Raw genomic sequence first — 21,198 nt, forward strand, 5'->3', positions numbered from 1 at the left:
GTACGATTCAGGTGCCACCGGGTTTTCAACATCTATCTGGGGACACAACATGTCCAGGAATACTTGGCGCACAGTGCTCGGTGCCGCCACATTGGTATGCCTGATGAGTTTCAGCCCTGCCAATGCAGATAATTCCGCCGCACCGAACATTAATCAAGATCCCTGCCTCAAATGCCACAAGCGCAATGGCACTATGCAGGGAGTCCATGGCAACGAACAGCTGCAGTTGAGCTGTAGTAATTGTCACGGCGAAAAAGGTATCCATCCACGTAAACCCAATGACATTATGGTGTTTACCACCGATATAACACTGCCGCCGCTGGAGGCGAATCAACGCTGTTGGCAGTGTCACGATGCCACCACCCTAGGCGAACAAGCATGGTTCCATAACATGCACGCGAACAAGTTGTACTGCTGGTCTTGTCACCAGTTGCATCCGCAGGATGATCCTGCTTTGCAACCGCCATCCAGTCAGGTTTGTCGTCGCTGTCACGCTGAGCAGTCACAAGCGCTGCAGGAGGTGGATCATGGATAATGTCAGACGCCAATTTATTAAAGGAGGCACAGCGCTGGTGGCCGCGACATCACTGTATTTGCTGCATGACGCTGGCGCCGAAGATACGCCACAGGGCAAGGTTCGTTATGCCCTCCTACACGACGAAACAAAATGCATTGGCTGCAATGCCTGTGCTGAAGCTTGCCGACATACCAATCAGGTGCCAGAAGGCGTGGCCAGACTGCGGATTGAACGCAGCGGCCCATATGGCGAATTTCCTGAGCAGTATTATCGCTTCAGCCGTGTGTCTTGCCAGCAATGTGAGCAGGCACCTTGTGTCAACGTTTGCCCAACTGGCGCCGCTTACATTGATGACAAAACCGGGATTGTCTCGGTCAACAGCTGGAAGTGTGTTGGCTGCCAATACTGTATTGCGGCTTGTCCGTACCATATTCGCTTTATCAATCCGCTCACCCATTCCGCTGATAAATGCGACTTCTGCAAAGAAACCAATCTACGCGACGGCAAACAGCCTGCGTGTGTTGAGGCGTGTCCGACTGGCGCGCTGATGTTTGGTGATTTGGAAGATCCGCACAGCAACATAGTGGCGGCGCTGAATACACAGCCGGTATATCGCACTAAAGAGGATTTAGGTACGCATCCAAAACTGTTTCGTATTCGTGCCAAAGCGGGAGGGATAACATTATGAGTGCCTTTCATAGCGAATATCTGGTGTGGCATTGGCCCATCGCCTTCTATCTGTTCCTTGCGGGCGTCTCTGCCGGCGCGATGTTTTTTGCGGTACTGCTAAAACATCTGTGCGTTAAAGAGGCACCGCATCTCTCGGGTTATATTCGAGCCGCCTGTCTTATCGCGCCAGTGACGGTCATGGCGGGGCTAGGCATTTTGGTGACCGATTTAACCAAGCCGTTGCAGTTTTGGAAAATTCTGCTGTTTTACAACCCAACCTCAGTGATGTCGGTCGGGGTGATGATTTTGCTGGTGTACACAGTGCTGATGTTTATGTGGATTGCACTGGTGATGCGCCCTTACATCGATGAATGGAGTGAACTGCATCTGCCGTGGTTGCAGCATATTACTGCTTGGCTGAGCCGTGTAGAGCCAACGCTAACTGGCATTTTAGTCATTCTGTCATTGTCACTGGGAGCCTACACCGGCTTTCTACTGTCGGCGTTGCCGGGCTATCCGATGCTGAATAATCCGGTATTGCCCATCCTGTTCCTGTTATCCGGTTTAAGCTCAGGCGCGGCATCATCTTTGCTGGGCGGCGTATTGCTGCACGGCAATCCTGATAGCCGCGAGGTGAAGTTTATCCATAAGATCGAAATCCCACTGATTTTGGTCGAAATTGTGGTGATCTTTACCTTCTTCATGGGCTTAGTGCTCACCGGCGGACAAAGCAAAATTGCCGCCATGAACGCCCTTGGTTTCGGCTTCTGGGGGGCGGTGTTCTGGTTCGGTATTTTGGTGATCGGTCTATCGGTGCCGCTGGCGATGAACCTATTTATGACCGCCACCGCCAAACGGCGCTGGGCTTATGTGGCCGCCACTGCGAGTTGCAGTTTATTAGGCGTGCTGATGTTACGACACTTTATTCTTTACACAGGGCAGTTGACCATTGCGTAACCGCGCGTTGTCGGCTGCCGCAGCGGATTGCAGCCCAGACAGACAGGTCTGCCGCTTGCGACAAGGAGGTGACTGGGCAGGATGCCACTATTTGTCATTTTTTGACCCCTTTGACCCGAACCTCCACGGGTTTAGCCACCGACGAGCACTCAGGTGGCTTTTTGTTGCCTGATGCTCGTTAATTCATAGCCTATTTGGAAAAGCGTGTGTTGTTAGCTGCTAAATTCTGCTGCATCTGCCCCAATACTTTACGAAAGATCGTGGCATCTGCTTCATTGATGCCAGCCCATGCAGGGATCCAAATTTCGAGTACAGTCGCATCAATATTATCCAGAATATCCCGAGCCTTTTCGGTCACGTACAGACGTCGGACGCGTTGATCATTATCGGGTTTTCGTCTTTCAACGAGTCCCTGTTTTTCGAGTGAGTCGACAATTCGACTAATTCTAATGGGTTGCATCGATAAACGTTCAGCAAGATCAAACTGGCGAATACCTGGACACATTTCCACGCGCTTGACTACCAATGCTTGGGCGATGCTTAGTCCCGCTACTTTCTCATGTGTTTGGAAGGTCAAATTTAACATTCGTAAAATATCTGCCATCAGATAACCACTTACTTCTTGTTCCATCTCAATTTGCCCCATTAAAACAAGATTTGAATCAATGCTAATTTAGCGGATATACGAGATGAACGCCTCGATCTCCGTTGCATAATTAAACTTTTTTGAGTTGGTATTTTGCGGAATTTACTTAATTTTACCAGTGATAATCGAGCGGCTGTTTATTCTGAATTCATTGCCTTATATGACATTAAATATCTGATTTGTTCAAAGTCACAAATTTTAACGTGTCAAGTTTGAATATTTGCACATAATAAGGTTGAGGAATCATAGGTTTTTATTTATTCCGCATGGAGTTCTGTATTTTTTAATGAGGCTATATTTATAACTGTTTGTTATGGTGAATATTTTTGTGGCGTTAGAAACTTAAGAGTGATTTTTAGCTTTATGGTTAAATATTGACAGCTGATAATATATGTCCATTAGAAATAATTTATTGAAGTATATAAAATAAATTTTTCTATTTGATATTTTTTATTTGTGATCTAGATAAAGTGATTTTTACTATGTGGAATACACTCATAATGTAATACTTAATTAGTTTGATTTAAAAAATAGATAGTGAATTTTCCATATCTATATGATTTAAATGGATTATTTTAATTTCCTAAAAGTTTGAAAATTTGTTTTGTATCACAATTTTAAGCTATTTCCCCATTTAGATCATAAACCGTTATTAGCGATAAAAAACAATTCGTAACTTATGTAACAATAATTTCGGAACTAAATTAAATCGGATTTGAAAAGTTCTAAATTATTTAAATAAAAATAAACGCTAAAGGTGTAATGATGTCCCGTTTTGTTTATATAGCAATCCTGGGGATAGGGGGCTTTTTGTCTTCAATTTACCCAGTCATCGCAACACCGTGGGACGATTTGAGTAGTGAGCAATTAGAACAGCAACTTCAGACAAAATTTACCGAAGGTAATTATTCGTCTAAAGGCGCTGACACTTGTCTGATGTGTCACAAAAAAGATGCAAAAGTCATGGCGCTATTCGACTCGGTTCACGGCAGTTTAAATTCCAGTAAATCTCCAATGGCAGGTCTGCAATGCGAAGCTTGTCATGGTCCTCTCGGGCAGCACAATCGAGGTGGCAAAGAACCCATGATTGACTTTGGTCACGACAGCAAGCTGTCGGCAGAAAGTCAAAACAGTGTTTGTTTGGGGTGTCACCAGCAAGGTAAAACTCAGGATTGGCATAGCAGCATGCACAATCTAGAGCAGGTGAAATGCGTTGCTTGTCATCAGATCCATAGTGCCGAGGATCCCGCGTTAAACCCTCGCAAAGTGAACACTGTTTGCAGCGAATGTCATCGCCAACAACAGGCCGACATGCACAAGCGTTCAGCGCATCCGTTACTGGACAATCAAATGAGCTGCATTAATTGTCATAACCCTCATGGCTCAAGTAGCCCGAATGCACTAACGCAAGCTACCGCCAACGATACCTGTTTCCAGTGTCATGCCGATAAACGTGGCCCCTTCCTGTGGGAGCATGCACCAGTAACTGAGGACTGCAGTATTTGTCACGATGCGCATGGCAGTGTTAATGAGCATCTGCTTAAGCAAAAGGCGCCTCAATTGTGTCAGCAATGTCACGTTGATGATGGTCATGCGAGTCGGGTTGTTGCCGAGCCGGGTGTTGACGCCTTTGGTGGCGGCCGTAGCTGCCTTAACTGTCACAGCCAGATCCATGGGTCAAATCACCCAGCTGGCAGTAACTTCAGTCGCTGATAAGGAGGAATCACATGTCAATGAAACTTAACCTTATCACGCTGGCACTGTTAGCCGCCTCCGGGCAAGTGATTGCTGCTGATTTTGGTGTTGCGCAAGCGAACTTAGCCAACGTAGCGACTGAAAATTATCAGTGTCAACGTTGTGATACCACCAAAGGTTTAGCCGGTGAATTCGGTGCGGCGATTGGCTGGAATGATAGTGATGATATTCGCAGCGGCAACCATTTTGGTAAGGACGATGCGGGTTGGCTTGGCGCGGTCAGCGGTGAGTTAACTTATCGCAATGACGGTGGTTATCACGCCGCGATAACAGCACATGACTTAGGCTTAGATAACAGTGCGGCGAGTTTGCTGGCCGAAAAGGCGGGAGTGTACCGCTTTAGCGCTGACTATCAGTTACTCACTCACTACCAACAACGCGGCAACTCACCGATTTGGTATAGCAATGATGTGTTGCAGCCGTCTGAGACGGCGATGCGTTCACCGGAATTGTTTATTGAACGTGAAAAAGTGGGAGCAGGGTTGACCTTGTTCTTGGGTGACTATCAAGCGTTTGTTCAATTCGCCCATCAAAGTCGCATCGGCAACAAGGCCGCCAGCTTAATTGCTGCCAACGGTGTGATCAATTTTGCTCAGCCAATCGATGACAGTACCGATACCTTAGCCGCAGGCTTAACAGCGGACGGAACGAATTGGTTTAGTCGTTTGCAGTATAATGGAAGCTTTTTCCGTAATAATATTAATAACTTGTCATTACCTTATCGGGAAGATATCTACGCGGCAACGCCTGATAATGACGCCCACCAAGTCCTATTGGATGGCCAATATCTCTTTGGTCGCACTGTGGTAAATAGCCATATTGCCGCGGGACGCTTGATCCAAGACGCCGATCTGATTGCGATGGACGGTAATCCACTGCAGAACTGGAACGGTGAGGTAGAGACGCGTGACGCTCGGCTCAACTTCAGCAGCTTGATCAATGCTCGTTGGCGAGTAAATGGCAGCTTTACCTACAGTGACCGCGACAACCAAGGAGCCGTTGCTGATTTTGCACAGTTAGAGTGGGATAACGCCAATGGTGCTTTTCGTGCCAATGTGCCACTAGATATCAGTCGCGAAACCTTTGCGCTGCAATCCAATTATCGCTTCAGCAGTCAGTGGCGTCTAAGCGGTAAATATCAGCACAAACGTACTGAACGCAACTACCTTGAGCGTGAACAAAACAACGAAGATCAATTGTGGGCTCGGCTCAATATCAAGCCGCTAACCTCAATGACCTTCGGTATCAAGGCGTTGTATGAAACGCGTGACGGCTCGCAGTATGACGCCTCGCGGATCTTGTCTCCTGATGAAAATCCGTTGCTACGTAAATACTACCTTGCTGATCGCGAGCGCTATGGCGCGGAACTGAGCTTTAATCATGTGCCATTGTCTTGGTTATCTGTGGATATTACTGCTGCATACGCCAAAGACGATTATCAACACACAGATATCGGACTGTCTGCATCAGAAGACTACCGTTACAGCGCTAACATCGGACTCAATCCCTCTGATGCCATGCATCTTTATGCAATGGCCAGTCAACAGTGGATCAATTCTGATATGGCCGGTTCCAGCAACTTTAGCGTGGCGAACTGGTTTGGCAGTACCGAGGACCGCTTCATCAACCTAGGTATTGGCGCCAGCTACCGTTGGTCGCCAGCACTGAGTCTGGGGGCTGACTATCAATTTGCCAATTCAGAAAGCAATACCGCCATTGATCGCAATGACTATGGCGATTACTACGACTACGAACACAGCCTTGAGCTTTATAGCCGCTATGCCGTGAGCGAGCGATTAGGGCTGAAGTTAAGTTATCGCTACGAGCGCTACTACGACACGGATGACGCTCAAGTGGCTGTGGATGCCATCTCAGGCCTAACCACCCTAGGCAAACTTGATCATAACTATAACGCACACCTGCTGATGTTGAGTGTCAGCTACAAGCTGCCCTAAGTAAGAGGTTTTAAGCAAATGGAACGCAGAAGTTTTTTAAAAATGAGCGCCGCGTTAAGCGCCGCAGCAACCGTTACCGGTTGTAATTCAAGCTCTAAAGATGTTGAAGAAGTAGTACCTGATGAAGGGGCTACAGAGGAAGTCGTTAGTTGGTCGGCCTGTCTATGTAACTGTGGTTCAAACTGTCCGCTTAAGGTATTTAGCAAAGACGGCAAAATTGTGCGTATTGAAAACGAAGTCTTTGGCGATGACAGTTTTGGTAACCATCAGATCCGTCCTTGCGCGCGTGGCCGTTCTAACCGTAAGCGGGTTTACAATCCAGATCGTGTGCTCTATCCGATGAAGCGGGTTGGAACACGTGGTGCTGGTGAATTTCAGCGTATTAGTTGGGAACAAGCGATTAGTGAGATAGGTGACAAGCTCAAGGGCATTTATGACACCTATGGTACGCGCTCTGTTTATTACCAATATCAGTCGGGTGCGTACTATGACCTCAATGGCAGTTCGACTTGGCGCCGCTTGCTGAACTGTATGGGCGGATATTTGGGTTATTATGGCAGCTACAGTTCGGCCCAAGTCAGCCGTATGTACCCGATTATCTATGGTTCTAATGCTCGTTCGACCATGTTGGAGTCTCACAACAGTGACTTGTGCTTGTTCTTCGGCTTTAACCCTCTGGAGATCCGTCAGAGTGGTAGCGGCGAAGGCTATGAGTTTGCCCAAATTAAGAATTCAGTAAAAACCATTCTGTTTGACTGCCGGTACAGCGACACTGTCGCGGGTAGCAAAATTGAATACCATGCATGTCGCCCAGGTACTGATGCGGCTTTGATTTCGGGAATTGCATATCACCTGATCACCAACGGCATGATCAATGAAGCGTTTTTGCGCGATAAATGCTACGGCTTCAGAGCGGAAGAGGCGATACCGGAGAAAGGTCTTGCAGCATTGCCTTATGAGCGTAGTTATGAAGCTTATATTCTCGGTGTTGGAGAACTTGATTCGATTGCCAAAACCCCTGAGTGGGCCGAACGCATTTGTGGTGTTCCCGCGAGTACGATACGCAGTGTTGCTGAGCAATTATATGCAGCAAAAGCTCCGTATATTGTGGCTGGATATGGCTTGAACCGCCAAGCCAACGGCGAGCATAACGTGTGGGCTTCTGCGGCGCTTTGTTCCCTGTTGGGGGCAGTTGGTAAACGCGGTACAAACACCGGTCATATGCCAAACTCGAGAAATAATCTGAGTAGCCCGGGATTCCCCAGTGTGAGCGGTAACGAGCAGGCGAAAATCTCAGTATTTACCTGGCCGGATGCTATTCGTAACGGTAAGGACATGACGGCATTTAAGGATGGGGTGCAATTACCTAGCGATGAGCTCGACGAGAATGGCGATGGTAAATTGAATGCTGATATTAAAGCCATCATTAACTTTGCTGGCAACACGCTGATTAACCAACATTCGGATTGTTTTGCGACGGCAGAGCTATTGGCTGATGAGTCACTGTGTGAGTTGATTGTGGTAAGCGAAAATCACATGACGCCTTCTGCTAAGTTTGCCGACTATCTGCTGCCTGACAGTAGCTGGTTGGAAAAAGATGATGTCGCTAACCAGTCTTATTCAGCGGGTTCCATGTCTTATATCACTGCAATGACTGCCGCGATCGAACCCTTAGGCGAATGTCGTGGTACTTACGACGTTTGTGCCGCATTGGCTGAAGTTATGGGGGTTGGTGCGGAGTTCTCCGAAGGTAAGTCATACCCAGAGTGGCTCAAAGAGTACTATGAAACGCTGGTGGCGCCACAAGATGAAATCATGCCTGCGACCTTAGAGGAGTTTCAGCAAACTGGTTTGGTGAAGAAGTTCAATCCTTTGAGTGAATCTCACTGCGGCTTATACGGCTATGTTAACAACGGTGGCGAGCTCAATACCCGTTCCGGAAAAATCGAGTTATTTTCCCATGAAGTCGATTTCATGAATAAAAACTGGATTAAACCGGATTACGTTGTCGGATTACATATTCCGCCGATTCCGGCGTATATCGTCACTTGGGAAGGCTATGAAGATAGCTCCCCAGAAATTCAAGACTACCCACTGCAGTTAGCTGGGCATCACACTAAAGGCAGAACTCACTCATCGTTCCACAGTGTGCAATGGCTGCGTGAAGCCGTGATGGATGCGGTATGGGTGAACCCAAAAGATGCTGACGGGTTTGCTGATGGCGATTGGGTCATTGTGGAATCGTTAAGAGGCAAGATCAAAGTACGAGCTAAAGTGACAAACCGCGTTATGCCAGGGGTAACGTCGATGCCTCAGGGAGCATGGTTTAGCCCTAATGGTGATGTAGATGAAGGTGGATGTATTAACACGCTAACGGCTTATCGGCCAAGTCCGATCGCAAAAGCCAATCCACAACATACTAATCGCGTTCGAATCTACAAAGCTTAAGGGGTCTGAAAATGCCTGATAAACAATATGGTTTTTACTTTGATACTAAGAAATGCAATGGCTGCAAAGCTTGCCACATTGCTTGTAAAGACAAATTTGATGCGGCGTTGGATGTTAAACCTCGTCGAGTTTATGAATATTGCGGAGGTAAGTTTACTGAAGGTGAAAACAACACTGTAACCTGTGATGTCTTTACCTATTACATGTCAGTTGGCTGTAATCACTGCAGTGAGCCTGTTTGTACCAAGGCGTGTCCTACTGGTGCAATGAATAAACGCAGTTCTGATGGTTTTGTTCTCGTAGAAGAGAGCCTTTGCATTGGCTGTGGTAGCTGCGCCAGAGCTTGTCCTTACGATGCGCCTCAGTTGGATAATGAGCGTAAAGTTATGGTCAAATGCGATGGTTGTTACGAGCGCGTTGCCGAAGGACTTCTTCCGCTTTGTGTTCAAGGCTGTACGCAGCGTGCATTGGACTTTGGCTTAATTGAAGACTTAAAGCAGAAGTACGGTACTGAGCAAGACATTGCGCCATTGCCACCAAGCAATATTACCTCTCCCAACATTATCATTGGTACGAGTGATGTTACGCGACCATCAGAAAGTATTGATGGTGCGATAACGAATCCGACAGAAGTGTAATGAGAGCTAGTGGAGTTAGCTTTGCTAACTCCACTTATTGAGGTAATCGTAAATGAATGAGCAGCAAGATCTCGCTTTAGCGCTGAAAACTGTCGCACAGCTCTTCTATCAATATCCAAGAGCAGAGTTGCTTTCACTCATGAGTGCAGCTGTATGGCAAGAGTGGCCGACCTATCGCAGCAAGGATAAATGTTGTGTTGCAGCTATCGCCGCGAGCGAACTAGATTTTGAGCAAATATGCGCTGACTACACCCGTATGTTTATTGGGCCTGGCAAAAAACTGGTGTACCCCTGGAGTTCTGTACATCTTGATGAGGAACCCCTGCTATTTGGGGAAAGTACTCAGCATTGGGAACATTTCTGTCGGCGACATGGTATCGCAATAGCGCAATCTAGTAATGAACCATCGGATCACTTTGCGTTGATCTTGTGGGTGTTGGCTGAGTTGTATGAGAACACGAGCAAACATGATCTCTGTACAGAGATCATTACGCGTTTCTATTTGCCTTGGATTCCAATGGTGTTGTCTGAGATAGAGAAACAGGCGCAAACCGTGTTGTATCGGGAGCTGGCGAAGCTAGTTTTGCATTACGTAACGATGATTCAAACTCATTTATGCGTTGGCGAAACTACCGAGTGTGTGCTTGAAGGCGCATAATCTATGAGCTTTACACAAGCCGTTGCTCAGCAATGGCATAAAGCCGAAATGGCAGAAATGCTCATGTTACGCCTGCAGTCGCAACACGAGGTGCGGCAGTTACTAGTTGGCGCAACCTCGCTACAAACTGTGTGTCATTTAGTCGCGGCCTTGGCGTTTGCCGAGCAAACATGGAAGGCAGACGAGTGGGATGATAACCAACTGGTGGCAATGTTTTGCTGTGCCTTTCAGCTACTATTTGTCAAAGCCATTCAACAGCCCCTTCCTCAGGGGGAGGAGTTGATTATCAGTTTGGGCAGCCGACTGGCTGCTTGGCTTCCCGCTGACAAACTGAGTGAATTAGCCCGGCAACAAACGGCGCTGATGCACCAATCAGCCGCTCAGTTAATGGAGTTGCGCCGTCATCGTCGTCAAGCAAGTCGTAATATGCGCTGATGTTGTTTTTATTGGCGCATTTTTAATACGTAAGCATGACTTTTTATTTATTCTCTTTAGGTTTTGACAGTGTCAATTTGCTGGGTAAAAATTAATTTTTATGCGGCGGCAATTAGTATAAATACTCTTGTTTATTTTAGTTATTATATTACAAATAGGGTGATTTTTGTTAATTACTCTGGCGTAATTTTTTTTGTTTTATTTGTTATTTTTCTATTAGCTAAATGTCATCATAATTTTACAGTAATAATTAACGGTTGCTGCCGTGTTGGATGAATAATCAACGAAGAAAAAATTTTTAGTTATATAACAAACCCCAGTACTGCCGAGGGTTTTCTCGTGTTTTTACTGTTTAATGGCTTCTGCAGTTGATTAATGGGTTGTTTTTGTTTTGGTTTGTCTGGTGCGTTATTTTTTCGAGATGGATTGGCTCGGAAACTATTATTTTTATGGTGATTTTTTCGCTAAATTTTCCCCTTGAGCAATATATTCAATAATGGTACATATACGCGGGAATTTGCATTAGGGTTAACTTAATAAAGTTACTAAAGTTGTTGCAAATTCTCTGCAAAAAATAACCGCACATTGCGACCATGAAATAAACTAACCAATCAGGATGAGTGTCGAAGTTGTAGTAGCTGTTGGAGGGGTCCAATAGTTGCCGGCACAAAACTACTATAATGAATTACAAAAAATCTCTCTCAGTAGCTGGAATCCTCTGGCTAGGCAGCAGTCTATTTGCGGCTAACGCCGAAGAATTCAATGCGGATAACTATCTTACCGGCGACTTGGGCGGCGTACGCAGCCAGTTGCATGATAAAGGTGTTGATCTGCAATTGATGTATATCTTTGAAACTGGCACCAACCTCAAAGGCGGTCAGTCGGAGCATGAATATAGTTATGCCGATCAGACAATTTTCGGGGTCGATACCGATCTGCAGAAGCTGTTTGACTGGCAAGGTGCGAGCTTCCACGCTCAGTTTGTGAACCGTGGTGGTCAAAGCCAAAACTTGGCGACGAAAGCCGAGACCGGGCAGTTGTTGCAGTCATTGGAAGTTTATGGCCGTGGTCGTACGACGCGTATCTCTGCGTTCTACTACGAGCAAAAACTGTTTGATGACAAGCTGAATATCAAATTGGGTCGTATGGGATTCAGCAGCCAGTTCGCTTCATTCCGTTGTGAAATGGCATACCTAGGTGGCTGTAGTTCGCAGCCCGGTAATTTCAACAGTACAATTTACAACTTCCCAATCGCGCCTTGGGCCGCCGTGGTGAACTACCAGTTCAACGATGAGTGGTATCTGCGTACGGGTGCGATTCAAATGAACCCAAGCTGGTTGACTCATGGTCAACGTCTGAACTTTTTGAATGCGTCTGGTACTGAAGGTGTAACCTTGCCAGTAGAATTGGGGTGGACACCGAAAATCAACAATCTGCCGGGCATTTATAAGTTGGGCTTCTGGCACGATAACGTTGGCGGCGATGATCTGTACTTCAACCAAAACGGCGCGGCATTAGCGCTCAATGGTGGTGATGCTAAACGCAATAACAGTCGTAATGGCGCCTACTTCTTGGTGGATCAGCAACTCACTTCCGAAGACGGTTCAGAGCAAGGGCTAAGCCTGTTCTCTATGGGGACGTTGAACGACCGCGATATGACGACCGTAGATCGCTCCTTGATTGTAGGCTTGAGCTACAAAGGGCTGTTCGATGGCCGTGATGATGACAATCTGGGATTAACTGCGCACTACCTGCATGTGAGCCAGCGTTTGGCAGATGGTGAACGTCTGCAACTGCAGAATGGTCAATTAGTGAATCTGCAAAACGATGAGTGGGGCATCACCACTTACTACACGATGCAGGTGACGCCATATTTCAAACTGCACCCTGAACTGCAGTTCCTCGGCAATCCCGGTGGCACCTCGGCTAACGCCGATGTTTGGGCCGCGGTGATTCGTGGTGACCTGACGTTCTAAGCTAAGCTTAATCGCTAAAAAGCAACCCGCTGAGGCTGCTTTTTTTATGCCTGAGCAGCACATAACCTTAAGCGGTTGAATGTAAACGGAGCTTGCGTCGTTATACGTCGTTGCAAAATAGTGCCAGTTAATCCTTGAATCCACAGCACAACTGGGGAAACATAACTAAAAAATAACGAAACTGGAGTTTTCATGCGCTTGTTGCCTTTGCTGGTGCTATTTCCGGCATTGTTCAGTTCGTCGCTACTGTTGGCAGACGAGAACATCCCTCAACAATCCTACGTAAATGATGCGATTTTACCGCCGCAACAAGTGTGGCACGGCGCCAGTGAGCAGCTGATGCACAGTGCTGATGCAGCTGACGCTACGCCATTTGAGCAGAGTGGTGGCATGAGCAGTCCTGATTATGTCACTACCTTTGCATGGCTCGACCAATTGGCCCAAAGCAGCACCATGTTGCACAAAGTCAGTTTGGGCAAAAGCCCGCAAGGACGTGATATCTGGATGTATATCGTTAGCAGTGAAGGGGCGGATACCGCGAAAGCGCTGCAACACAATCATAAACCGACGGTATTGGTGCAAGCGGGAATTCACGCTGGCGAGATTGACGGTAAAGACGCTGGCATGATGTTGCTACGCGATATCGTTAATGGTGATAAGCAAGAGTTGCTTGATGGCGTGAATTTACTATTTGTGCCTATTTTTAACGTCGATGGCCATGAGCGCAGCAGTGAATTCAGTCGAGTAAATCAGCGCGGGCCTAAGGTGATGGGCTGGCGCACCAATAGTCAGAACCTCAACCTCAATCGCGATTACAGCAAGGCCGATACCCCGGAAATGCAGGCGATGCTGGCGGCCATTAATCAATGGGATCCACAGTTATACATAGATGTGCATGTGACCGATGGCATCGACTATCAATACGACGTCACTTATGGCTATAACATTGAGCATGGTTTTAGCCCCAATATCTATCAATGGTTTAGCAAACTCTATCGGCCACAGATTGATAAAGCACTGGAGCAGGCAGGGCATGTGCCTGGCGCCTTGGTGTTTGCGCTGGACAATACCGATCTCAGCAAAGGCTTGGAGTATTGGCATGCAGGGCCTCGTTTTTCAGACGGTTATGGCGATGTGCGTCATCTGCCAACCGTCTTGATTGAAAACCATAGCTTGAAGCCTTTTAAACGCCGGGTACTGGGTACCTATGTATTGCTGGAACAAACGTTGAAAACGGTTGCCGCGCAGCATACTAAGTTGCAGGCGGCGATAGAGATGGATCGTTTTCGCTATCCGTCGCTGGTCCCGCTAACCTGGGAAAATGAGCGCCAAGCCAAAACACGTGATTTTAAGGGCATTGGTTATAGTGTCGAGACGAGTGCGATTTCTGGTGACAAAGTGGTGCGCTGGAATGGCGAACCAACCCTGTATCCGCAGTTGATACAGCAGGGACCAACCAAAGTTGGCATCGAAACCCATCGTCCGGCGAGCTATTACATTCCACCGCAGTGGCAAACGGTGATTAATCGCCTGAAAATTCAGGGTATTCGCATGACGCCGTTAGCGAAAGAGCGCACCTTAAAACTGCAGCAATATCAGTTGAGTGAACCGCAGCTGGCAGCATCTACCTATGAAGGACATCAGCGCGTGCAAGCGAAAGCTAGGTTAGTGAAGGTCACCGCGACGCTGCCAGCGGGCACCATGGAGATTGCCACCGACCAACCCTTAGGGGATTTGGCGATGTTGCTACTTGAGCCTGATTCTCCCGACTCGCTGCTGCAGTGGGGCTTTTTTAATACCATCTTTAGCCGCACAGAATATATGGAAGACTACGCGGTTGAGCCAATGGCGCAGCGTATGTTAGCGGAAAATCCGCAACTTAAAGCAGCGTTTGCTAAGGCGTTAGCCGATCCGCAATTTGCAGCAGATCCGCAAGCTCGTCTGCGCTGGTTTTACGAACGCAGCCCTTATTACGATGACCACTATCTTAAGTATCCTGTGTATCGTAGTCGTTAATTTGCAAACGCCACCTACGGGTGGCGTTTTTGTGTGTTAGCCCCGGCTAAGTGCGTGATAAATATCGACCTTGGTGTCATAACTGGGCTAACGCGGTTGACTTAGTTGGTCTGGCACATTAACTAGATATTAGGGCTGGCAAAATTGTCTAGGTATCGAGCCGTGCTTGGCGTGACAGTGTTGCCTGAGTCAATTTTTCAGGGAGTTGGTCTGTTGCTGTGTTAACTGGCCAATACAGTTTTAGGACAAACAATTATGCCTCAACAGCGTTATTTTCAGCGTGGCGAGGTGAAGAGCTTGGTGATGTATTTGTTGCAACAGCGCCCGGCTCACGGCCACGAGTTAATCAAAGGGATCGCCAACTTAGTCGGTGAAGAGCATCAACCTAGCCCAGCAGAAATTTACCCAGCATTAGCCTCTTTGGAAGTAGCGGGGTTTATCTGTGGGAGTGGCGTTCGCATGGACGCTGACGGTAGCCAGCAGTTTCAGTTAACCGAGGCTGGCAAACAACATTTGCTGGTGGAAGCGCCGCATATTCAAGCGGTGTTGGCACGGCTGCAAGGTACCTTGCCAGAGGCTCTACCAAGCACTGAAGTGATAATGCTGGCGATGACACAGCTGCAGCAAACGCTGGATAAAGCTATAAGCTCTACGCCACTGAATAAAGCGCGGATTGCCGCCGTCGCTGATATTCTGCAGCGTGCGTCGCTTGCGATTGAACAGTCGCAATAAGTCACGAATGGCCATAAAAAAACGCCCTGCAGTGCAGGGCGTTTTTCGTTACCGGCTAAAGCCAGCTTAGAAGAAGCTTGCTTTCAGCTCAACACCCACAACACGTGGATCGTTGACGAAGCCAGTCAAGTTGTTGAAGTCGATAGCACCTGTTACACGAGTCGTGTTGGTGATGTTACGACCATACGCAGCTACTTCGTAATCTGTGTTACCCGCAGTCCAACGGTAACCTGCGCGTAGACCACCTTCTAACAGGTAGCGGCTTTCGAATTCTTTAGATTCGTACAGGAAGAAGTTAACTGAAGAGCGGTAAGCCCAGTCAGTGCTCGCAAACAGTTCACCGTCCGCCAATGGGTAGGTGTAGTTCGCGGTCATGTTAACTGTCCATTTTGGCGCTTGTGGCAGTGGGTTGCCATCGATGATAGCGTTGCCATTGGCGTCGATTGGATCTGTCACGGTACAGCCGCTACCACATACGCCAACAGCTAGTTGGTCGTCTTGGATTTCAGTGTGGTTGTAGCTCACGCCAGCAGTTACCATGAAGTTACGAGTAACGGCAAACTGTGAGTCCATTTCAGCACCGTAACCAACAGATTTATCAGCGTTGATCAGACGGTTGTAGTTAGTACCACCGCCTACAGCAGTCAGCTGCTGGTTATCCAGCTGGTAGTAGTAAACGTCGAAGTTAACGCGACCACGGTTGTCCAGAATGTCAGACTTGATACCCAACTCAGCGCTGGTCATCGTTTCAGAATCTGCCACTGTCACTTCGTCACCGAACAGCAAACGACCTTGGATTGATGGTGCGCGGAAGCCTTGTGCTACGCGACCATACAGGTTGACGTCAGGTGTCAGAGTGTACACACCGCTGAGATCCCAGCTGATTTGGCCGTCTGAAGGGTTTGCGTACAATACGTCAGTTGCGCCGCCACCGATAGGTGATACTAGACGTTGTGCTTCAAAGTCTTTCTTATCGTGTGAGTAACGAATACCCGCAGTCACTTTGAATTCGTCAGTCACATCAAAATCTAACGAACCGAATACCGCCCATGCTTTGGTGTCTTGCTTCTGATAAGCGAAACCGTCTTGCGCGCCATTGCTATCAAAGTCATAGCTGTCGATGTTCAGCTCTTCATCGAAGTAGAACACACCCGCTTGCCAATCCAAACGACCTAGCTCGTTGGTGGCGATGCGCAGTTCTTGTGTCAATTGATGATGCTTCGGCAGGCCGTCAGCAGATTCAGAGTTGAAACCAACAACGCTGATACCTGGGGTTGCTGAAGTGTAGCCACCGTCAACGTCTGCACGAGAGTATGCTTCTGCTTTCTCGTAAGCGGTGATAGAGGTCAGTGTGTAGTCGCCGAAGTTGTATTCGAGTTTCGCGCTACCGCCTTTAGTGGTCACTGTTTGCTCTGCACGGCTGGCAGCGTTTTGATAAACGGTGTCACGGTCAAAACCGTCAACCAGATCATTACCGCCGACTTGCATCGCATTAGCATGGTTTACACGTGGGGTGCCATCAAGGTCACGGTAGTGCAGGTTAACCAGTGCGCTGAAATCGCTGTTTGGTTCCCACAGGACTTGCAGGCGAGCTGCTTTGTCATGGTAGCCTTCCAGCTGATCTTTCTTTTCAAAACCAGGGGCTTTGTTATCGACCCAGTCATCACGTTGTTGATCTAATACAGATAAACGTGCTGAAACTGTGTCAGTCAGGCCGCCACCTACTGCGCCTTCAATGTTAGTAGTGTTGAAGGTACCGTATGATGCTTTCGCGTAAGCGCTGAATTCTTGTGTTGGTTTTTTGGTATCGAGTTTGATGATACCAGCAGTGGTGTTACGACCAAACAGGCTGCCTTGTGGGCCACGCAGCACTTCTACGCGTTCCATATCGAAGATTGGGTAGCCTTTCAGGATGGCGTTTTCTTGTACCACGTCATCGACGACCAAAGATACAGGTTGTGATGAGTTCAAATCGAAATCGGTATTACCCATGCCACGGATATAGAAACGTGGGAAGGTACGGCCGAAAGAAGATTCGATGTTCAGGCTAGGAATACGTGAAGCCATGAAACGCAGGTCGTTACCGGCAGCGCCCAGATTTTCCAATTCACTGCTTTTCAGCGCAGAGATGGCCAACGGCACTTCTTGTGCATTTTGTACGCGCTTTTGCGCAGTTACCATAATGCGTTCCAGTTTACCGTCGTTTTGGTCGTCTTGAGTTGCTTCGGCCGCATATGCCATTGAGCCAGTCGCGAGTAACGCGGCCTGTACGCTCAGGAATAATTTCGAAAAATTGTTCATCATCGTAGGGTCTCTTGTTTGTATAAAAGCATTGCTGTGAATCATGCAGCCACTCTCTTCTTACGCGGAAGTGGTCTGCGATTGCGCGGCATTTTAACTGCATCGTTTTTCAGATGAAACTTAAATGTTTCAATTTTGAAATATACCGTCTACTTTTTGTTCAATAAAGTAGCAATCTATGTTTTTTCAGCATCCAACAGCATTTTTTGCTGCAATTTTGCCGATTTATTCAGCAGATAATGCGACAGAAGTCGTATTCATTTGTACGAAAAAGGCAACGACGGTTCGCCTTTTTGTTATCAGTAGGTTATGCATTTGATAAGTACCATTTGCTAAGTGATACAAAACATGCCGTGAATGTCGCGAGATCGGCGCAGCTTAGCGCGCAGGCATGGCTACCGGGAGAAAGTGGTGACGTTTGTCAGATGACGCTAGGGCGATAGTGCCGCTGAGAATTGCGTTGCCGGCGCGCTGCATGGCGCCGGAACAGGGGATTATTCTTTGGTATTGCGGAAGTCAGATTCGATGTGCTGCAAGCGGTCGAGGAAACCTTTGAGGTGGTTATACATCGCTTGGGCAGCGGCTTCTTCATCATTAGCGATTACTGCGTTAATCACTTCCAAGTGCAGTCCAGCCGGGTGAATAACGTTAGTGTCTGGTTCAAACTGATTGGTAATGTTAGCCAGCACTTGCAGCAACGATTTGGTGATACCAGCCAAGAAGCGGTTGCCGGTCATATCTGCCAGCAAATGGTGCACTTTCTGACGCAGTACCACAGTGTGCGGGTAGGCTAAATTATCACTTTCGCTGCGATGCGCTTGCATGAGCTCTTCGGCGTCAGCTTTAGTGCAGTTTTTTGCCGCTAAACGGGCGATCATCGGTTCGATCAGCAAACGCGCTTCACACAATTCGGTGAAGGAGAGTTTTCCCATAAAAAACAGGTCATTGCAGGCCGAGCTCATGCGCTCAAAGGTTATGGCTTTAACGAAGGCTCCGCCGGTAGCACCTTGTTTTATTTCAACCAAACCACTTGCTTCAAGTCCTTTAATGGCTTCACGTACCACAGTACGACTCACCATGAACGACTCAATGAGTTCTCGCTCTGAAGGAAGTTTGTGACCTGCTTGATAAGTGCCATCAAAAATAGCCGTGCGCAGTTGCTGAGCAACTTCATCAGACGCTTTTATCTGCTTGACCGGTTTAAAAGTTTCCAAAGACAAATCCTAGGGGCGGAAAAGTGCATTCACTATACCACTATTTGAATATTAATCAGTAGCAATCCACGTCACAAACCCTCTATTTAATTTAACCCATCTCACAATTAGTAGGTGCTAAATCACCCCTTTAAAAACAATAACTTGCTAATAAAATCCCGTAAAAAAAAGTGATCTATTTTTCACTATTCAAGTTTTTTGTGATTGCTTGTTCAGAATCAAAATCAATTAATTTACCGATAAAGTCATATGTCATACGTTTTATATATGCCGTTTAGTTACCAAAGCTAATAAAACGATGTCTACATTACTGCGTTACCTATCGATTTCCGCTTTAGCGATGTCAGCCATGCTGCTGACCATAAATGCTAACGCTATTGAATTGCGTGGTAGCCATAAAGCCAACCATGTGGCGTGTAAGTCTTGCCATACCAAGGGTATGAAGCAGGCCGGCACCATGGAAGGCTGTTTGAGCTGTCACCAGAGTTATGAAGCTGTCCGTGCATTAACGGAAGGCAAAACCGATTTAGAAGTAAACCCACATATCGATGGGCATATGGGAGAGCTCGATTGTACCGAGTGTCACCACATCCATAAGCCGTCCAAGGCCGTTTGTAACGAGTGCCATGGGTTCGATTTTGTTACTCCGTAAAAACCCCTCAAAGAGGTAAACACAATGAAAAAAAGAACATTTGTCAAAACCGCCTTAGCGCTGACGGCTGCAACGATGTTCAGTATGCCAGCATGGGCCACCATCAATATGGACACTGATGTGGTGGTTGTAGGTGCTGGTGCTTCAGGTATGGCTGCGAGTGTGCAAGCTGCTCAGCTTGGCGCCAAAGTTGTCACCCTAGAAAAACAAGCTAAAAACGGCGGTACTGGTAATTTCGCCGAAGGTATCTTTGCTTGCGAAAGTAGCATGCAACACCGTCAAGGCATCATCGTTACCAAAGAAGAAGCCTTCAAAACCATCATGGATTACAGCCACTGGAAAGCTAACGCGCCATTGGTTTCTGCGTTCGTGAACAAGTCTGGTTCAACCATCGACTGGTTGAAAGACATGGGCGTTAAGTTCGAATACATCGGTCCAGGCGGCCCAGGTGGCGTACTGACTTGGCACGTGATCGAAGGTCACTCTAAAGCGATGATCAAGACCTTCACTGAACAGTTCGACAAGATGGGCGGCAAGCTGCTGCTGAAAACTGCCGGTCATGAGCTGATCACCGAAAACGGTAAAGTGGTTGGCGTTAAGGGTAAAACCAAAGACGGCGAAGACGTGATTGTACACGCTAAAGCCGTGATCATCTCTACCGGCGGTTACGCCAACAACAAAGAGATGATGGAAAAATACTCGCCATATCCAGACATGGTATTTATCGGCCAGATCGGTAAAGACGGCGACGGTATCAACATGGCGTGGAACGCAGGTGCCGCTGAAGAAGGCGTTCACGTAATGCAATCTTACCGTCCAGGTCTGCCAGGTTATGCGCCAAATAACCAAATGATCGCGGCGGCTGTTCAACCTTACTTCTGGGTTGATCCAAAAGGCATCCGTTACACCGACGAATCTTCTGTTGTGCTGTGGCCATTTGCCGGTAACGCACTGGAACGTCTGGGTGGCAAAGCCTTCTCAATCTACGACGAAAACACCAAAAACATGTTCATTGACAAAGGTATCCACATGCCTTTGGGTGAATGGGTTATCGCCGGTACTAAGCTGACCAAGTTGCCAAACGAGTTGGATAAAGCGATTGAAAAAGGCGACGTCGTGAAAGCGAACACCATTCCAGAACTGGCGAAAAAGCTGGGTATGGATCCAAAAGTACTGCAAGCCTCTGTGGATAAAAACAACGAGATGGCGGCAGCTCACGAAGATACCGAGTACTACAAACAAGCCGTTTACCTGCGTTCAGTGGCAAAACCACCTTACTACGCAACTCGTCTGCAACCTCGCGCACTGGGCACTCTGGGTGGCGTGAAGATCAATGAACACACCCAAGCAATCAGCAAAACCACTGGTGAGCCGATTGATGGTCTGTTTGTGACCGGTAACGACGCTGGCGGTATGTACGGCGACAGCTACGACCTGATGTTGGGTGGTGGCACCTTAGGCTTCGCAGTGAACTCCGGCCGGATTGCCGCAGAAACTGCCGTCGCTAACTACGTGAAAAAATAAGCGTAGCTAAGCAGACAAGAGCCCGAACTGGGTCGGGCTCTTAACTGCGGCAAGTACAGAGTTACACCTTTTCGAGTAGTTGCTCTGGGAACAATGCTCGAGGGA

17 protein-coding genes are annotated in these 21,198 nt (G+C 47.6%); 14 read left to right on the top strand and 3 right to left on the bottom strand.

Going from position 1 to position 21,198, the window contains the following annotated elements; all coding sequences use genetic code 11:
* Nucleotides 1-49 precede the first annotated feature (49 nt).
* Genes HR45_RS09140 through nrfD form a run of 3 tightly spaced genes read left to right on the top strand, consistent with a single transcriptional unit; the run spans nucleotide 50 to nucleotide 2,143 of the window.
* Nucleotides 50-535, top strand: a complete 486-nt coding sequence (locus tag HR45_RS09140) for a cytochrome c3 family protein (RefSeq protein WP_037442163.1) — start codon at nucleotides 50-52, stop codon at nucleotides 533-535.
* Nucleotides 528-1,205, top strand: a complete 678-nt coding sequence (locus HR45_RS09145; protein ID WP_037442165.1) for a 4Fe-4S dicluster domain-containing protein — start codon at nucleotides 528-530, stop codon at nucleotides 1,203-1,205. Before HR45_RS09140 ends, HR45_RS09145 begins: the two co-directional genes overlap by 8 nt.
* Nucleotides 1,202-2,143 carry a cytochrome c nitrite reductase subunit NrfD gene (gene nrfD, locus HR45_RS09150; protein ID WP_037442167.1) on the top strand — a complete coding sequence of 314 codons (942 nt, stop codon included), beginning with the start codon at nucleotides 1,202-1,204 and terminating at the stop codon, nucleotides 2,141-2,143. Before HR45_RS09145 ends, nrfD begins: the two co-directional genes overlap by 4 nt.
* Before the next feature lie 190 nt (nucleotides 2,144-2,333).
* Here nrfD and HR45_RS09155 read toward each other — a convergent pair whose 3' ends face one another.
* Complete coding sequence (locus tag HR45_RS09155; RefSeq protein WP_052074635.1) at nucleotides 2,334-2,774, bottom strand: MarR family winged helix-turn-helix transcriptional regulator; 441 nt, start codon at nucleotides 2,772-2,774, stop codon at nucleotides 2,334-2,336.
* Nucleotides 2,775-3,551: 777 nt separating this feature from the next.
* Here HR45_RS09155 and HR45_RS09160 point away from each other — a divergent pair.
* From HR45_RS09160 to HR45_RS09200, 9 genes are all read left to right on the top strand, one after another.
* Complete coding sequence (locus HR45_RS09160) at nucleotides 3,552-4,502, top strand: DmsE family decaheme c-type cytochrome (protein WP_081933436.1); 951 nt, start codon at nucleotides 3,552-3,554, stop codon at nucleotides 4,500-4,502.
* 14 nt (nucleotides 4,503-4,516) lie between these two features.
* Nucleotides 4,517-6,499, top strand: coding sequence for an MtrB/PioB family decaheme-associated outer membrane protein (locus HR45_RS09165; protein ID WP_037442170.1), 1,983 nt, complete (start codon nucleotides 4,517-4,519; stop codon nucleotides 6,497-6,499).
* Nucleotides 6,500-6,517: 18 nt separating this feature from the next.
* A complete protein-coding gene (locus HR45_RS09170) occupies nucleotides 6,518-8,947 on the top strand; it encodes a DMSO/selenate family reductase complex A subunit (RefSeq protein WP_037442172.1) in 2,430 nt (809 codons plus the stop codon).
* Nucleotides 8,948-8,958: 11 nt separating this feature from the next.
* The gene (locus HR45_RS09175; RefSeq protein ID WP_037442174.1) at nucleotides 8,959-9,585 is read left to right on the top strand and encodes a DMSO/selenate family reductase complex B subunit; all 627 of its coding nucleotides are present in this window, start codon (nucleotides 8,959-8,961) and stop codon (nucleotides 9,583-9,585) included.
* A 52-nt stretch (nucleotides 9,586-9,637) separates the two neighbouring features.
* Entirely contained in the window at nucleotides 9,638-10,243 is a 606-nt protein-coding gene (locus HR45_RS09180) for a TorD/DmsD family molecular chaperone (protein WP_037442176.1), read from the top strand.
* 3 nt (nucleotides 10,244-10,246) lie between these two features.
* Nucleotides 10,247-10,678, top strand: coding sequence for a hypothetical protein (locus HR45_RS09185; protein WP_037442178.1), 432 nt, complete (start codon nucleotides 10,247-10,249; stop codon nucleotides 10,676-10,678).
* 680 nt (nucleotides 10,679-11,358) lie between these two features.
* Entirely contained in the window at nucleotides 11,359-12,654 is a 1,296-nt protein-coding gene (locus HR45_RS09190; protein WP_037442180.1) for a carbohydrate porin, read from the top strand.
* 192 nt (nucleotides 12,655-12,846) lie between these two features.
* Nucleotides 12,847-14,670 (top strand): M14 family metallopeptidase, encoded by a 1,824-nt coding sequence (locus tag HR45_RS09195; RefSeq protein WP_037442183.1) that lies wholly within the window; start codon nucleotides 12,847-12,849, stop codon nucleotides 14,668-14,670.
* Between the two features lie 255 nt (nucleotides 14,671-14,925).
* Nucleotides 14,926-15,402, top strand: a complete 477-nt coding sequence (locus HR45_RS09200; RefSeq protein WP_037442185.1) for a PadR family transcriptional regulator — start codon at nucleotides 14,926-14,928, stop codon at nucleotides 15,400-15,402.
* A gap of 66 nt (nucleotides 15,403-15,468) precedes the next feature.
* Here HR45_RS09200 and HR45_RS09205 read toward each other — a convergent pair whose 3' ends face one another.
* Both HR45_RS09205 and HR45_RS09210 read right to left on the bottom strand, forming a co-directional pair.
* On the bottom strand, nucleotides 15,469-17,703 hold the full coding sequence (locus tag HR45_RS09205) for a TonB-dependent receptor (protein WP_156104052.1): 2,235 nt from the start codon (nucleotides 17,701-17,703) through the stop codon (nucleotides 15,469-15,471).
* A 494-nt stretch (nucleotides 17,704-18,197) separates the two neighbouring features.
* Entirely contained in the window at nucleotides 18,198-18,917 is a 720-nt protein-coding gene (locus HR45_RS09210) for a FadR/GntR family transcriptional regulator (RefSeq protein ID WP_156104047.1), read from the bottom strand.
* A 298-nt stretch (nucleotides 18,918-19,215) separates the two neighbouring features.
* Between HR45_RS09210 and HR45_RS09215 the strand changes: the two genes are divergently transcribed.
* Together HR45_RS09215 and HR45_RS09220 are read left to right on the top strand one after the other, a co-directional pair.
* A complete protein-coding gene (locus HR45_RS09215) occupies nucleotides 19,216-19,569 on the top strand; it encodes a cytochrome c3 family protein (RefSeq protein WP_052074638.1) in 354 nt (117 codons plus the stop codon).
* Between the two features lie 24 nt (nucleotides 19,570-19,593).
* Nucleotides 19,594-21,093, top strand: coding sequence for an FAD-dependent oxidoreductase (locus tag HR45_RS09220; protein ID WP_037442191.1), 1,500 nt, complete (start codon nucleotides 19,594-19,596; stop codon nucleotides 21,091-21,093).
* Nucleotides 21,094-21,198: the final 105 nt, after the last annotated feature.

It is taken from the genome of Shewanella mangrovi (genome assembly GCF_000753795.1).
GTDB classification, from domain to species: Bacteria; Pseudomonadota; Gammaproteobacteria; order Enterobacterales; family Shewanellaceae; genus Shewanella; species Shewanella mangrovi.

What these genes read in the sequence shown, in the direction of transcription:
- nrfD (WP_037442167.1), top strand. Translation starts at nt 1,202, where the DNA reads ATGAGTGCCTTTCATAGCGAATATCTGGTGTGGCATTGGCCCATCGCC.
- HR45_RS09170 (WP_037442172.1), top strand. Translation starts at nt 6,518, where the DNA reads ATGGAACGCAGAAGTTTTTTAAAAATGAGCGCCGCGTTAAGCGCCGCA.
- HR45_RS09215 (WP_052074638.1), top strand. Translation starts at nt 19,216, where the DNA reads ATGTCTACATTACTGCGTTACCTATCGATTTCCGCTTTAGCGATGTCA.
- HR45_RS09200 (WP_037442185.1), top strand. Translation starts at nt 14,926, where the DNA reads ATGCCTCAACAGCGTTATTTTCAGCGTGGCGAGGTGAAGAGCTTGGTG.
- HR45_RS09195 (WP_037442183.1), top strand. Translation starts at nt 12,847, where the DNA reads ATGCGCTTGTTGCCTTTGCTGGTGCTATTTCCGGCATTGTTCAGTTCG.
- HR45_RS09185 (WP_037442178.1), top strand. Translation starts at nt 10,247, where the DNA reads ATGAGCTTTACACAAGCCGTTGCTCAGCAATGGCATAAAGCCGAAATG.
- HR45_RS09155 (WP_052074635.1), bottom strand. Translation starts at nt 2,774, where the DNA reads ATGGAACAAGAAGTAAGTGGTTATCTGATGGCAGATATTTTACGAATG.
- HR45_RS09145 (WP_037442165.1), top strand. Translation starts at nt 528, where the DNA reads ATGGATAATGTCAGACGCCAATTTATTAAAGGAGGCACAGCGCTGGTG.
- HR45_RS09140 (WP_037442163.1), top strand. Translation starts at nt 50, where the DNA reads ATGTCCAGGAATACTTGGCGCACAGTGCTCGGTGCCGCCACATTGGTA.
- HR45_RS09190 (WP_037442180.1), top strand. Translation starts at nt 11,359, where the DNA reads ATGAATTACAAAAAATCTCTCTCAGTAGCTGGAATCCTCTGGCTAGGC.
- HR45_RS09160 (WP_081933436.1), top strand. Translation starts at nt 3,552, where the DNA reads ATGATGTCCCGTTTTGTTTATATAGCAATCCTGGGGATAGGGGGCTTT.
- HR45_RS09175 (WP_037442174.1), top strand. Translation starts at nt 8,959, where the DNA reads ATGCCTGATAAACAATATGGTTTTTACTTTGATACTAAGAAATGCAAT.
- HR45_RS09165 (WP_037442170.1), top strand. Translation starts at nt 4,517, where the DNA reads ATGTCAATGAAACTTAACCTTATCACGCTGGCACTGTTAGCCGCCTCC.
- HR45_RS09180 (WP_037442176.1), top strand. Translation starts at nt 9,638, where the DNA reads ATGAATGAGCAGCAAGATCTCGCTTTAGCGCTGAAAACTGTCGCACAG.
- HR45_RS09205 (WP_156104052.1), bottom strand. Translation starts at nt 17,703, where the DNA reads ATGAACAATTTTTCGAAATTATTCCTGAGCGTACAGGCCGCGTTACTC.
- HR45_RS09220 (WP_037442191.1), top strand. Translation starts at nt 19,594, where the DNA reads ATGAAAAAAAGAACATTTGTCAAAACCGCCTTAGCGCTGACGGCTGCA.